General features: G+C 71.2%; 14 protein-coding genes. 7 read left to right on the top strand and 7 right to left on the bottom strand.

The genetic code is table 11. The annotated features are described in order from the left end of the window. The first annotated feature begins 202 nt into the window (after positions 1 to 202). Positions 203 to 895 carry a CBS domain-containing protein gene (locus tag ACYF6T_RS12605; protein WP_461695968.1) on the top strand — a complete coding sequence of 231 codons (693 nt, stop codon included), beginning with the start codon at positions 203 to 205 and terminating at the stop codon, positions 893 to 895. Between the two features lie 52 nt (positions 896 to 947). Here the strand turns inward: ACYF6T_RS12605 and ACYF6T_RS12600 are convergent, their stop codons facing one another. After that, positions 948 to 1,238 carry a DUF1876 domain-containing protein gene (locus tag ACYF6T_RS12600; protein WP_461695966.1) on the bottom strand — a complete coding sequence of 97 codons (291 nt, stop codon included), beginning with the start codon at positions 1,236 to 1,238 and terminating at the stop codon, positions 948 to 950. A gap of 311 nt (positions 1,239 to 1,549) precedes the next feature. Here ACYF6T_RS12600 and ACYF6T_RS12595 point away from each other — a divergent pair, with 311 nt between their 5' ends. Continuing rightward, positions 1,550 to 2,575, top strand: coding sequence for a 6-phosphofructokinase (locus ACYF6T_RS12595; protein WP_461695965.1), 1,026 nt, complete (start codon positions 1,550 to 1,552; stop codon positions 2,573 to 2,575). A 118-nt stretch (positions 2,576 to 2,693) separates the two neighbouring features. Continuing rightward, complete coding sequence (locus ACYF6T_RS12590) at positions 2,694 to 3,746, top strand: class I fructose-bisphosphate aldolase (RefSeq protein WP_461695963.1); 1,053 nt, start codon at positions 2,694 to 2,696, stop codon at positions 3,744 to 3,746. Positions 3,747 to 3,785: 39 nt separating this feature from the next. On the opposite strand, the gene ACYF6T_RS12585 is transcribed toward ACYF6T_RS12590, so the two are convergent. The 3 genes from ACYF6T_RS12585 to ACYF6T_RS12575 all read right to left on the bottom strand — a co-directional run bounded on the left by ACYF6T_RS12585 (position 3,786) and on the right by ACYF6T_RS12575 (position 6,001). Continuing rightward, entirely contained in the window at positions 3,786 to 4,211 is a 426-nt protein-coding gene (locus ACYF6T_RS12585) for an avidin/streptavidin family protein (protein WP_461695961.1), read from the bottom strand. 86 nt (positions 4,212 to 4,297) lie between these two features. After that, positions 4,298 to 4,996, bottom strand: coding sequence for a CBS domain-containing protein (locus ACYF6T_RS12580; protein ID WP_461695960.1), 699 nt, complete (start codon positions 4,994 to 4,996; stop codon positions 4,298 to 4,300). Between the two features lie 51 nt (positions 4,997 to 5,047). Continuing rightward, entirely contained in the window at positions 5,048 to 6,001 is a 954-nt protein-coding gene (locus tag ACYF6T_RS12575; protein ID WP_461695958.1) for a universal stress protein, read from the bottom strand. 537 nt (positions 6,002 to 6,538) lie between these two features. On the opposite strand from ACYF6T_RS12575, the gene ACYF6T_RS12570 reads away from it, so the two are divergent. The 3 genes from ACYF6T_RS12570 to ACYF6T_RS12560 all read left to right on the top strand — a co-directional run bounded on the left by ACYF6T_RS12570 (position 6,539) and on the right by ACYF6T_RS12560 (position 9,553). Further along, a complete protein-coding gene (locus tag ACYF6T_RS12570) occupies positions 6,539 to 7,444 on the top strand; it encodes a GAF domain-containing protein (protein ID WP_461695957.1) in 906 nt (301 codons plus the stop codon). 469 nt (positions 7,445 to 7,913) lie between these two features. Then, the gene (locus ACYF6T_RS12565) at positions 7,914 to 8,402 is read left to right on the top strand and encodes a hypothetical protein (protein WP_461695956.1); all 489 of its coding nucleotides are present in this window, start codon (positions 7,914 to 7,916) and stop codon (positions 8,400 to 8,402) included. Between the two features lie 374 nt (positions 8,403 to 8,776). After that, positions 8,777 to 9,553 carry a GAF and ANTAR domain-containing protein gene (locus ACYF6T_RS12560; protein WP_461695955.1) on the top strand — a complete coding sequence of 259 codons (777 nt, stop codon included), beginning with the start codon at positions 8,777 to 8,779 and terminating at the stop codon, positions 9,551 to 9,553. 26 nt (positions 9,554 to 9,579) lie between these two features. Here ACYF6T_RS12560 and ACYF6T_RS12555 read toward each other — a convergent pair whose 3' ends face one another. The 3 genes from ACYF6T_RS12555 to ACYF6T_RS12545 form a co-directional block, all read right to left on the bottom strand. Further along, positions 9,580 to 10,344: a GAF domain-containing protein gene (locus ACYF6T_RS12555; protein ID WP_461695954.1), complete on the bottom strand. Its 765-nt coding sequence runs from the start codon at positions 10,342 to 10,344 to the stop codon at positions 9,580 to 9,582. After that, a complete protein-coding gene (locus ACYF6T_RS12550) occupies positions 10,341 to 11,084 on the bottom strand; it encodes an ANTAR domain-containing protein (protein WP_461695952.1) in 744 nt (247 codons plus the stop codon). Before ACYF6T_RS12550 ends, ACYF6T_RS12555 begins: the two co-directional genes overlap by 4 nt. 516 nt (positions 11,085 to 11,600) lie before the next feature. Next, entirely contained in the window at positions 11,601 to 12,437 is an 837-nt protein-coding gene (locus ACYF6T_RS12545) for a universal stress protein (protein WP_461695950.1), read from the bottom strand. 194 nt (positions 12,438 to 12,631) lie between these two features. Between ACYF6T_RS12545 and ACYF6T_RS12540 the strand changes: the two genes are divergently transcribed. Further along, the gene (locus tag ACYF6T_RS12540; protein WP_461695949.1) at positions 12,632 to 13,678 is read left to right on the top strand and encodes an Acg family FMN-binding oxidoreductase; all 1,047 of its coding nucleotides are present in this window, start codon (positions 12,632 to 12,634) and stop codon (positions 13,676 to 13,678) included.

The following is a 13,678-nucleotide window of genomic DNA, read 5'->3' as shown; positions in this document are numbered from 1 at the left end:
CTGCCCGGCCCACCATCCGGCGCAGGCATGCGCCGCGGCGGCTCCACAGGGCAGGAACGCCTCGCTGAGGGACCGAACGGCCCTGTTCGCGGGCCGTCCGGCCTGGAACGGGGCCTGAGTGGCTCTCCTGTCGGCCACCGGTCCCTGACACGCTGGAGAGGTGACCGCGTCGGCTGTCACACCGTGACGGGAGGAGGACGACATGCAGCACCGTACTGTTGCCGATCTGATGACCCACAATGTCGTCCGGGCCAGGCTGGACACGCCGTTCAAGGAGATCGTGGAGCTGCTGGCCGACAACGGCATCACGGCGGTTCCCGTGGTGGACGAGACCGACCGCCCCCTGGGCGTGGTGTCCGAGGCCGACCTGCTGCGCAAGTGCGCCGTGCAGACCGACCCGTCCGGCCGGACGCCGGTTCCCCACCTGGAGGCGTGGGAACGCGCCAAGGCCGAGGGTGCCACGGCCGCGGAGCTGATGTCCGCTCCGGCCGTCTGCGCACGTCCGGAGTGGACCGCCGTGGAGGCGGCCCGCCTCATGACGCTGCGCAACGTCAAACGGCTGCCCGTGCTGGACGAGGCGGACCGGCTGACGGGCATCGTCAGCCGCAGCGACCTGCTGCGGATGTTCCTGCGCCGGGACGACGCCATCCGCGACGAGATCACCCAGGACGTCCTGCGACGGACGCTGCACCTCGCGCCCTCGGAGGTGACGGCCGAGGTACGCGAGGGAAAGGTGACCCTCGCCGGCACCGTGGAGGCGAGCAGCCTGATCCCCGTCATCGAGCGGCTGTGCCGCAACGTCGACGGCGTGGTCTCGGTCTCCGCCCACCTCGGATACCGGTTCGACGCCTCCCGGAGGGCCCCTGCCGGAAGGAGGGCCGCAGCCGAGAGGTGAGCGCCACGGGCACCGCCCGCGGCGCCCCTGCCTGGTCGCCTGCGTCTGCCGGTCACACCGGCCAGCCGATGGCCGGCGGAGACTCCCGCCTGGCCGCGGCCGGCTCCCTGGCCACGACGTCCCGCCCGGCGGTGTCCACCAGCTGCCGGGCGAGGTCGTGCAGTGCCCTGCCGGCGGCGAGTTCGTCGCCGATCTCCGGTACGTCGGTGTCCCCGGGGTTGCAGTGTGCGATCCCGTGGCCGGTGAACGAGGTGGTTCCGGTCTCCAGTACCACCCGTGCCTTCGTCGTCCCCTCCTCCTCGAAGAGGTAGAGGCGGACCTTCCACTCCGCGGTGTGCAACATCGTTTCCTCCTCATCCTGGTGCCGGTCCTCCAGGTCGAGCAGTGGCATGCCGGACGGCACGTCGACCGTCGTGCCCGCGCGCCGGATGCGGCGTGGTCGTCCCCTCTTCATGGTCGGACGCCGACAGCCCCCGGTCACGGGGCCGAAGGTCCTGTGCGGCAGGCCCCACGGAAGTCGCTGCCGGGCTCTTCGGCGCACATCATGGAGGAAGAGACACCCGGCTCTCCGGCCGCACATCCGCGGAGTCGTCCGACGACGCGCCGCGTCGTGACCAGAGGACGTCCTTCCGCCCGGGAGAGAGGGAGGAAGCCATGAAGATCGGAGTCCTGACCGGCGGCGGTGACTGCCCCGGTCTCAACGCCGTGATCCGCAGCGTCGTCCGCAAGGGCACCCAGGACTACGGCTTCACGTTCGCCGGCCTGCGCGACGGCTGGCTCGGCGCCCTCCGCGACAAGGTGATGCCGCTGGACATCCCCGACGTGCGCGGCATCCTGCCACGCGGGGGAACCATCCTCGGTTCCTCCCGCACCAACCCCTTCCGCCACGAGGACGGGATGCGGCGCATCCAGGACACCCTGGCCGCGCACCGGATCGACGCACTGATCGTGATCGGCGGCGAGGACACCCTCGGCGCGGCCACGGAGCTGAGCCGCCAGGGGATCAAGCTGGTCGGCGTGCCCAAGACCATCGACAACGACGTGGCCGGCACCGACTACACCTTCGGCTTCGACACGGCCGTCGGCATCGCCACCGAGGCCATCGACCGGCTCCACACCACGGCCGAGTCGCACATGCGCACCCTGGTGGTGGAAGTGATGGGCCGGCACTCCGGGTGGATCGCGCTGCACGCCGGTGTCGCGGGCGGTGCCAACGTGATCCTCATCCCGGAGCGGCCCTTCGACATCGACCAGGTCTGCGCGTGGGTGAAGAACCGTTTCGAGATCAACTACGCGCCGATCGTCGTGGCCGCCGAGGGAGCCGTTCCCAAGGAAGGACAGATGATCCTCAAGGACCGGTCGGTGGACGAGTACGGCCACGTGCGGCTGTCCGGCATCGGCGAGTGGCTGGCCCAGGAGATCGAGGGGCGCACCGGAACGGAGGCCCGCACCACGGTTCTCGGCCATGTGCAGCGCGGCGGCACACCGAGCGCCTTCGACCGGTGGCTGGCCACCCGCTTCGGACTGCACGCCGTCGACGCGGTCAAGGACGGCGCCTTCGGCACGATGATCGCCCTGCGCGGCACCGAGATCGTCCGGGTCCCGCTCGACGAGACCCGGGGCAGGACCAAAGTGGTAGACCCGTCGCTCTACGACGAGTTCGAGGTGTTCTTCGGCTGACGCCAGGCCCGTTGGACTCCGGTGAGGGGTCCAACGGGCTCTGTCGGACGATCACCCCGCACCCCACGGTGGGCAGTGACCAGAGAAAACGGCCGTACGACCGCCTGGAGGTGCGACGATGACCGACATCCAAGGGTTGCTGGGCGAGGACGCGAAGGATCTGCTGACCCACTTCGCCCAGGGGATCCCGAAGGAAGACCTGGTGCTGCCCGGCCCCGACTTCGTCGACCGGGTCGTGGCCGCGACCGACCGTTCACCGCAGGTGCTGCGCAATCTGCAGGCCCTCTTCGACCACGGCCGTCTGGCCGGGACCGGATACGTCTCGATCCTGCCCGTCGACCAGGGCATCGAGCACTCCGCGGCCTCCGCGTTCGCGCCCAATCCCCGCTATCTGGACCCGAAGAACATCGTCGAGCTCGCCGTCGAGGGCGGCTGCAACGCGGTCGCCAGCACGCTGGGCGTCCTGGGGGCCGTCTCGCGGCGCTACGCGCACAAGATCCCCTTCATCGTGAAGCTCAACCACAACGAGCTGCTGACCTACCCGAACCACTACGACCAGGTCATGTTCGGCAATGTCCAGCAGTGCTTCGACCTCGGCGCGGCCGGTGTCGGCGCCACGGTCTACTTCGGCTCGGAACAGGCGGACCGCCAACTGCGTGAGGTCAGCGAACTGTTCGCCCATGCCCACGAGTTGGGCATGTTCACCGTGCTGTGGTGCTACCTGCGCAACCCGGCGTTCAAGAAGGACGGCACGGACTACGCGGTCTCCGCCGACCTCACCGGCCAGGCCAACCACCTCGGCGTGACCGTCGAGGCCGACATCGTCAAGCAGAAGCAGGCCGAGAACAACGGCGGTTACCGCGCCCTGGGATTCGGCAAGACCGACCCCCTCGTGTACGGCACGCTCGCCACCGACCACCCCATCGACCTCACCCGCTGGCAGGTCGCCAACTGCTACATGGGCCGGGTGGGCCTCATCAACAGCGGCGGCGCCTCGACCGGCCAGGACGACCTCGCGCAGGCCGTACGGACCGCGGTCATCAACAAACGGGCCGGCGGCACCGGTCTGATCACCGGCCGCAAAGCCTTCCAACGCCCCACCGGCGAGGGCGTCGCACTGCTGCACGCCGTCCAGGACGTGTACCTGGACGACAACGTCACCATCGCCTGATCCCGGCCGCCCGATCCCCGGTGCCGGACCGGGTGCGCCTCACACCGGGCTCGGGCGCGAGACGGTACGGGCCTGCCGCAGCCGCTGCTCGGCCTGTTCCCGGGAGGGCGGTCGGCGGGTGTAGACGTCCTGCCCCACGGCCGTGGCCTCCCAGGTGTTGGCCGCGGTCGCGGAGGCCGTGAGCAGCCAGGTGGCGCAGATCCGCTCCTCACCGTCCTCGTAGTACTGCCCGCTCCAGCTGGTCACCGACCCGGCGTCGGTCCGCCCGTTGCGCCAGACCACCGTCCAGCCGAGCGGGATGCCGTGTTCCGGGACGGCGGCCGCCTCGCACCGGCCGACCAGTGCGTACGTCCCCACGGCGTGTCCGGCGGCCGAGACGTAGGTGCCCCGGACACAGCCCGTCGGGTCCGCCGTGATCCGCATGTGTGAGCCGATCTCGTTGTACCAGTCACCGCTGATGCTCATCGTTTGCCCTCCTCGCCTTCCGAGCCGCCCCGCGGGCGCCGAGTCCGTCGACCCGACAGGACCCGGCGCGCACGGAGCGGTTCGCCTCACATGTGGCCGGCGGCGCCGACCGTGGAACGCGCCCGAGTACCGCTCCGGCGATGGGTGAGGCGGCTGGTGACCGCCACCACCCCGTCCACGTGCGTGGCGATCCACGCCGCGAGTTCGGCGTCGTCGCGCCGCTCCAGAAGCCCCCTCAGCGTCACCACTCCCCCGTCGACGCCGACGTCCACGACGTAACGGGGAACATCCAGTCCCCGCACCACCCGTCGCGTCACGTCTCGGCGGATCTCCTCGTCCGTACGCAGGAAGACCCGCAGCAGGTCGCCGCGGCTGACGATGCCGACCAGACGGTGCTCGCCGTCCACCACGGGCAGCCGGTCCACGCCGTGTTCGCGCATGAGCTGCGCGGCCTCCGTCACGTAGTGGTCCGGGGTGGCGGTGATCGCGGGCCGGGTCATCAGGTGATCCGCGGTCCTGGCGCGTGCCTTGGCCGCGGCCGTGCGGGCCGAGCGGGTCAACCTGGGCCGGCGGCTGTGCCGGTGCCCATGGCCCTGGTCCAGATGTGTCTGACGCTGCAGGAGATCGCTCTCGGAGATCACCCCGACGACCTTTCCCTCGTCGTCCACGACGGGCAGCCCGCTGATGTGGTTGTCCGACAGCAGCCTGGCCACCTGCTTGAACGGCGTCTCACGGTGGGCGCACACCACCTCCCGGGTCATGACGTCCTTGAGCCTGCGGTACATGATCGTCCTTTCCTCTCTCCGTCCTTCGGTAGGTGATCCCGTCCGTCGTCCTCAGCCGACGGGTGCGAGGACGACCGGGCAGTGCGCTTCGTGCAGCAGCGCGTACGTGAACGAACCGGCCTGCGGGCCGAGCCGTCGCCCGTGGCGGTGACGCGCGGTGATCACGGCCAGGTCTGCCACCCGGCTCGCCTCCACCAACGCCCCCGGCCCGCCGCTCCACACGGTGTCGGTGCGCACCCCGACCTCCGGGAATTCCTCCCGCAGCGCGGAGACGGCCCTCCGCGGCACCATGTCCTCCTCGCGCAGCAGCGTCGTCCGTTCCGCCGCCGGCCGCGCGGCGAGGGGAGCGCGCAGACCGCCCGACGGTTCGGGCGCGCCGGACACGTGCAGCGCCCACACCTGCGCGCCCCGTCGCCGGGCCTCCTCGAAGGCGAACAGGGCGGCGGCGTTCGCGTCGGTGTCGTCGGCCACACCCACCAGCACCGTGCCGTGTTCCGGCTCACCCCGCGTCCGTTCGCCGCGCACCACCAGCAGCGGGCTGCCGCAGCGGGCGGCGACCCGCAGGCTCACCGATCCGGCCAGCATGTCGGTGACCCAGGACAGCCCATGAGTGCCGACGACGGTCAGCGCGGCCCACTCACCGCGCCGCACCAGCTCCGTGGCGGCCGGTTCCGGGCTCAGGGTCAACACCACGTCGAGGTCGGGAGCGCGCACGCGAACCCGTGCGGCGCCACGCTCCAGCACGCCGTGTGCCCCGTCGATGAGGGCGTCCACGTCCTTCGCGCCCGCCGGTGTCCCGGCGGCTCCGTGCCCGGCCCAGGGCCAGGCGTGCAGGATCTCCAACGGCACCCTGCGGGCCAGCGCCTCAGCGGCCGCGTGGTCCAGCGCGCGTGCCGACCCGCCAGAGCCGTCCACACCGACCAGAACGTGCCCGGTCAACGCGGGTCCCGGCGCGAAGGCGGCGTACTCCCACAGCGTCTTGCGTTCTTTCGTCACTTCCGTCACTCCTCTCTCCTCGGCGCGGGTCGTGGACAGGCACGGTGTCGGGCTCGGCTCGCCCGGCTGCGGCAGTACGAGGGCCGACGGGCGGTGACGGTGCGGAGGGAGGAGAGGAGATCGGGGAACAGGGGGGACCGGCAGCACGCGTCAACTCGTCCGCCGTACGAGGAAATCGAGACGTGGAACGCGAACATGCCGGGGTGCCCACCCTCCGGCGACGGGTTCCGGTACAGACGCGAACTCCGCATCGCCGCTCGACTCTCTTCTCCTCCTCGGCCTGTTGACCCCTGGTCAACTCCTCGTCACTTCCAGCGTCCGACGGCGCGCCACACGACGCATGAGCCCAACGGGTCACCGATCACGCCTACCGGCCCATTACCGTCGACGGCAGCAGGCCACCTGGTACGTCTGTCCGGCACCGCGTCGCGGATGTAGCCTGGTGACGACGAGGGACGAATCCGGAGCGAAGGCATGTGGTGCGCATGTCCGCGAACCCCTCCCAGAACCTCGCCGGGCGGCTGGACCAGGTGATGGCGTCGTACCGTGCGACCCGGCTGCAACCCCTCGACACAGACGGGCTCGCCCGCAGGCTCGACCACCTCAGTCGCCTACCTCGACCTCGCCCTGGAGGAGCCCGCCGGCGTCGAGGAGGTGCAGGAGGCGGCGGCCGAGCTGCGCGAGGTCCCTCGCCTGGGTGCCGCCCTCACCACGATCACCGACACCTCGGTGGCCCTCATGGGCGCGGAATTCGGCAACGTTCAGGTCATCGACCCGCGTGACGGTTCACTCGTCCTGGTCAGCCATTCCGGCTTCCGTGACGGGTTCCTCGACCACTTCGCGGTGGTTAGCGACGACGGTTCCGTCTGCGGCCAGGCCGCCCGTCGCAGTGCCCAGGCCGTCGTGTCGGACGTCCGCGCCGACCCGGCCCTGCAATCACATCAGAGGGTCTTCCGTGCCGCCGGCGTCCGTGCGGTCCAGTCCACGCCGCTGGTCGACCCGGCGGGCCGGATCGTCGGCATGATCTCCACCCACGCGCCCCAACCCGGCAGCCCGTCCCACCGGGACCTGCGGCTCATGGAGCTCTACGGCCGACTCGCCGGCCAAGTCGTCGCACGACATCTGGACACATCACCCGGCGCCCGTCACAGCGCGACCGTCCAGCTGCCCGACGCCACCGCCCTGTCCTGGCCCGGCCACTCGTCCAGCGCACCGCTCATGCGGCAGGTCCTGTCCGACACGATCAACCGGATCTTCTCCGCGGGGCTGAACCTCGCGGGCACGCTGCAGCTGGTCACCCACGATGATCTCGTGGCGCGGCGCGTGCAGGCCGGCCTGGACGAACTCGACGAAGCGATCCGGCACATCCAGTGGACCGCGCTGGAGATCGAGGGGCGCCCTTGCGGCCGGACCGGAACGCAGGGGACCGGCCACCCGCCTTACAGGGCGTGAATCCAGCCGAGCATCTCGCCGGCCCGACAACGGGCGCCGGGAGCGGACAGCACACCCCACGGAGAGCCCTACGACCACGCCCGGCCGACGTCCCCCTCCGCCGTCGGCCGGGCGCCGGGGCGCCGCCCGCCACGCGGAAGGAGGCCGCGGACACCGGTCCGAGATCGGCGAGCAGGGACCGGCTGGCAGGCGGCCGGGGTCCCGGGCGCGGCACAGGACGCTAGTCCCTCGTCGATCCACCCTGAAGAAGCCGGTGGGGCCCGGGAACAGGCGCACCGGCCTCTTGACGTATACGACGGATCGCCGTCCGGTGAGACCGAACGACAGGGGCCGTCCTCGCATCCCGATACGCCAGGGACTGAACGGCCTTGCCACGACCACCGGTTGACCCTCTGCGGCGATCCGATCTCGCGATGTACTGAGAGGTGAGGTACATCCGCGTTCTGCTTCGAGAAAGGAGGGGAGCGTCATGGCCACGCCCCGTACGTTGCGTCGTATCACGCTGGCAGCCATGGTGCTCGGCCTCACCATGCTTGCACCAGGAGCCAAGACCACCGACACGGCATCCACCGAAGCCATCGCCGCGGTCGACGGCCGCAGCGGGAATCCGGCGTCCGCCGTCGACCACGTCGCCGACTTCTACGGCGCCTACGCCGACGCCTTGCACGACGTGGGCCACGGCCGCCTGACCGACGCCCTGCGCCGGCACTACCTCACCGCCGAACTGCGTCGCGCCCTGGCGCGCTGGGAGGCCGAACACCACCAGGACGGCGTCCTGCGTACCAAAGGAACGCCCACCGGGTGGAGCGTCGAGTACAACGACAGCAGCATGGGCCACTGCTGGACCCGGGCCACCCTCACCTGGAACGACGGCGGAAAGCACGAACACACGGTCCGCCTGGTGATCCAGTCCGACCTCGCCACCCGGCTGATCTCCGGTATCCGCGAAGACAAGTGAGGCGTACGGATCTTGTCGCGTGAGCCGCCCACGGAGGCGCTGTTCGCGGCAGGTGCGGACGCGGAATTCCTCGTCCTCGGCTCCACCAGCGCCCGGGCGCCGCGTCCGCGTCCCCGCTCGGCTCCACCAGCGCCCGGACGGCGCACACCCGCCGCTGGGCGCGATAGCCCATGCCGCCGTGTGTCAGGCGGAGTCCCCGGTGCTGCTCGTCCTGCACTGCCGGCCCGCCCAGCCCTACGACGCCCTCCCGCGTCCGGGCCGGCTACTCCCTGCCGGAGTGCGCCTGCGCGCCCCGGGGTCAAGGGCCGATCGGCCCTGGTACGGGACGGTAGGACGTGCCAGCGTGGTCGGCACGAGCGAGACGAGGTGCAGCCATGCCCCAGCAGCCCCGTGAAGCGGATCTCGCCGCCGCGTTCGTCGACCTGGCCGACAGCCTGGTGGACGACGCGTTCGACGTGATCGCCTTTCTCCACTCACTCACCGAGCACTGCGTCCGGCTGCTCGACGTGTCAGCGGCAGCCGTCCTGCTGGCGTCCGCTCGCAACCGTGTGCTCGATGTGGCCGCCTCCGACGAACGCACCCGCGCGCTGCACGCCTCGTGCGCCGAACAGCAGGAGGGTCCCGGCCAGGACTGTCACCACACCGGCCACCCGGTTCCTGACATACCCCTCGATCACCCCCACGCGCAGACGGCCTGGCCCCACTTCAGCCGTGCGGCCCGCGATCTCGGGTTCACCTCCGCGGCCGCCGTACCGCTTCTGCTGCGCGAGAAGATGATCGGCGCCCTGGTTCTGCTGAGCACGGATCCGACGGACCGCCTGGACGCCGACCGGCTGCGTCTCGCCCAAGCCCTGGCCGACATGGCCACCATCAGCATCATCCAGCAACGCACCCTGCGCGACAGTGAGACCCTGACCGCCCAGCTGCGGACCGCTCTCACCTCCCGCGTGGTCATCGAACAGGCCAAGGGAGTACTGGCACAACGGTGGAACCTGAGCGCCCAGGAGGCCTTCGAGCAGATACGCCGCCATGCCCGCCACCACCGGCGCCGGCTCGCCGACGTGGCACGTGACGTGCTCGACAGCGTGGCCGGCGCATCCCGCGCTCCGTCACAGGGACGGTGGTCCGACAACCCGTCATCGCCGCCGTAGGGCTTGACCCCTGCCACGAAGACGATCTACGGCATGGCGTCGCGCCTCGGCGTCCCGGGCGGAGGGATGGCCGCCGCGTCCTGCCTGCCGTCGACGATCTGCCGGGCCAGTTCGGCAAGACCCAGCCCCTGCTCGCGCGCGTGGTCCCGGAACACCACGAACGCCTGGTCGACCGTCGTACCCCAGCGTTCCGCCAGCATCCCCTTGACCTGTTCGATCAGCACCCGACTGGTGAGCACGGTCTGCAACTGGCTGTTCTCCACGTGGGCCTGCTCCAGCGTCCGCTGCTGCAGGATCGCGACGGTGGCCACGTCCGCCATCGCCTGGGCGAGGGTGACGTCCTCCTCCCCGAGCGTGCCCGGAGCGGACTGGAAGAGGTTGAGGGCACCCACGATCCGTTGCCGCAGGCGCAGCGGCAGCGCGTGGGTGGCCACGTAGCCGGTGTCCCGTGCCCGGGCGGCGAAGCCCGGCCAGTCGGCCGTCGCCGCCGTGTCGGTCAGATCGATGTTCGTCCTCGGCTGCCGGGTGCGGAAGCACTCCACGCAGGGTCCCTGATCGTGCTGGAGAGCGAACAGCTCCAGCAGATGAGTCCGCTCGTCGGAGGCGGCGACGACCTGGAGCGCACCCTGTCCGTCGGCCAGCATGATCCCGGCGGCCTGCACGTCCAGGAGTTCCACGCAGCGTGCGGACAGACGCTGCAGCAGGTCGATGACGTCGAAATCGTCGATGAGGGAGTCCGCCAGTTCAACGAAGATCTCGGCGAGACGCTGCTCGCGGGCCATGCCGATCATCCCTTTCCACCCTCGGCCGGGTACGGCCCGTTCGTATCGTCGCTGAAGCGGATTCTTCTGGCCACCACGTCCACGGCCACCTCGCCCAGCGGGCGTCCACTGGCATAAGCGTAGGCACGCAGCCGCACCAGAGCCTCCGCGAGTGACACGTCGAGCTGCACACTGACCATGCCCGTGGCCTGGTGCACCACCGGCCGGTGCAGACCGTCGGTCGCCCACATCGTCCGCTGCTGCGCCGTCTCACCCTCACCGGGCCAGACTTCGGACGGGCTCTGACGCAGCAGAGCAGCGGTCAGCCCGGCGGCCAGCGCGAGGGCATCCTCGTACTGCTGCCCGGTCAGCTTGCGATCCTGTGAAGACAGCACTGTCAGCACCCCCAGCCGGATACCGCCCACCCCCAGGAAGAAGCAGCACGCGCCGTACACACCCGCCCTCCGGGCCGCCGGAACCAGATCCGGCCAGCGGCCCGGCCGCACCGCCTCCAGATCCGGCTCGATCACATGCGTCCGCGTACGCAGCGCCTCGGGACCGGGCCCCTCACCGAGGGTGTACTGCAGTTCCTCGAACCGCGCGCTGACACCCTGCGTCCACCACAGCGGCTCGGCGAGCGGGCCGCCGCCGATCACCAGCGACACGGCGACACCGTCGGCACCCAGCACCCCGGCACTCGCGTGCATCACCTCGTCGCCCCGGCTGCGGCCCAGTGAACGCAGCACCTCGGCCATGCCGTCGCTGATCACCGGCCTCCACTCCGTCACCACCAGATGCCGGGCAGCGCGCCCGCCGACTCACCGCGAAGACTACTTCCTCACGTGGCCAAGGGGCTCGGTGGCGACCCGGCGCCTCAGGACCGGTACGGCCCGGAAACGTCGCCACCGGCAGCCCCGTTCCCCCAGCCGCGCCGATCGCCACCGGCGCCGGTGTCCTGGCCACGGCAGCCAGAACCAGCGCCCTAGCTCGGCGCCGCCGCAGAGGCGCCCCGGCTGCCTCAAGGCCGGCTCGCTCGCCGATGGGGCACGCCCGCAGGATTTCGCCGGCGCCGACCGAGACACCGATCGGATGCCGCCCGCCGAGTTCGTCCACACCCTCGACCCCACGACCACGCTCCCGCTACCCGACCCCTTCAAGGAGCGGCGCACGATGCGGGCGTTCAGACGGCACGGCCCGCCACCGATTCACTGGCACGGCATGTGCACCGGCCGCCTCCGCCCCACTCCTGCGCAGATCGCTCCCAGACGTCGAGCAGCACTCCTCCATCACTCCGGCACCACCGCCACCGGACATCCGGCATGGGCGACCAGACTGTTCACCGCGGCACCGAGTCTGCTCCCCCGCCGCCCGACGACCAGCAGTTCCGCCCGGTTCGAGGCCCGCACCAAGGTCTCGCCGACGCCGAAGCGCGGGACGTCTTCCACTACTTCCACCTGCGCGTACTTCTCACACCACGGACGCAGGGCGTCGGACAGGAGCCGTGCCGCGGCGTCCTCCCCGGCGGCCCGGCTCTTCCTGGGCGCGGCGCAGCACGGCAAAGACACGTCGGGCCGCGGCGTGCCCCACGCATACACCGCGCGCAGCCGGACGCCCAGGTGGCAGGCCCTGTCGAAGGCGAAGGCGTTGGCCGCGTCGTCCGGCCACCGTGCGTCGACGCCGACCGAGACCTTGTCCGTACGCCAGCCGGTGCCGGCGCACTCAGGCCCGCTCGGCACCAGTACCACAGGCCGGGGCGAGCACTCGGCCACCGTGCGGGCCACCGACCCCACCGACAGCCCCGCGTACCCGCCGGCACCGCGTATGCCGAGGACCAGCAGGTCGGCCGAGGCACCCAGTCGGAGCAGCTCCGACGCCGGCTCACCGCCGATCCGGATCTCTTCGGCCCTCAACTCCGCCAACCCCGACGCCCGTTCAACCGCGGTCAAGTCTGTGGGCAGCTGCGGAAAACCGTGCCACCACTCGACCGTGTCCGTCCCGCACCGACCCGACACGTACACCGTCCTCAAGGGCATCCCGCGCCACAAGGCCTCCCGCGCCGCCCAGTTCGCCGCCACCAGACTCCGTGTGGAGCCGTCGACACCGACAACGATCGTTCGCTCCATGCCGGTTCGCCTCCCGCCCGGCCACGGCACTCAGTGGCCCCGGGGTCCACGGTCGCTCTCGCCGTGACACTCCGTGCAGGGGCCGTACGGGCCACAGCGCGGGACTGGTGGCTCCTCCTTCGCGGGGAACCCCGACCCCACGATGGCAGCAGGGCACAGACCGACCGACGCACAGGGCACAGAGGTGACCGGCCATGTCACGACCAGGCGTCACCGTGATCGACGGTTTCCCCGAGAGCCTGACCGCCGCCACGCCTTCCCCGCCCGCACGGCCCGAGATCGACCACGCGGCCCGCCACGTGGTGGGCGTGGCCGTCACCGCGCCCTCGATCCACAACACCCAGCCCTGGCTCTTCGCTCGTCATGCGGGGGAACTCGACCTCTACGCGGACCCCACGCGCCGGCTCCCGCTCACCGACCCGGACGGGCGGGAACAGATCATCAGCTGTGGCGCAGCCCTGTTCAACGTGCGCCTCGCCGTGCGGCATCTCGGCTTCCTGCCCGTCGTACGACCCTTTCCCGACGCCGGGAACCCGGCCCACCTGGCCCACGTCGGCTGGGGGCCGTACGCCAGGCCGGACACCGGCACAACCCTGATGTACCGCTCGCTGTGGCAACGGCGCACGTACCGTGGGGTGTTCCAGCGCTTCCCGCTGCCGCGGCGGCTGGTCGACGAGCTGCGCGAGCACGCCCGCGCGGAAGGCGCCGAGCTGCGGACGATGGAGTCCCCCCTCGCGCGGCATCATCTCGCGGAGCTCGTCCGTACAGCCGAGGCCATCGACCGCGCCGACCCCGGCCGCGTCGCCGAACTGCTCCACTGGACACGCCTCGCCCGGGGAGAAGGCCCGGACGGCGTCCCGCCGGACGCCTGCACCTGCCACCCGGACGGCACCGGCCTGGCCGGACGCGACTTCCTCCGCGTCATGCCCGCCTCACCCGCGGTACCGCTCATCTGGCCCCCTGGTACGGGACTCGTCCTCCTCCTCACCACCCGACACGACACCCGGGAGGACTGGCTGCGTACCGGACAGGCCCTGCAGCGGGTGCTGCTGCACGCCACCGCCCGCTGGACCGCGGCGGCCTTCCACACCCAGCCGCTCGAAATACCCTCGCTGCGCGCCCAGTTGCGCTCGACGCTCACCCGTGGCGAGTTCCCCCAGATGATCCTGCGTCTCGGCCACACCACCCGTGGTCGTCCGATCCCCCGGCGCCCGGTCGACGCGGTTCTCACGGACGGATGA

This window comes from Streptomyces sp. 7R007 (assembly GCF_054850255.1).
Note: the sequence above shows the minus strand (reverse complement) of the source record. Positions and strands in the feature narration are given on the sequence as shown.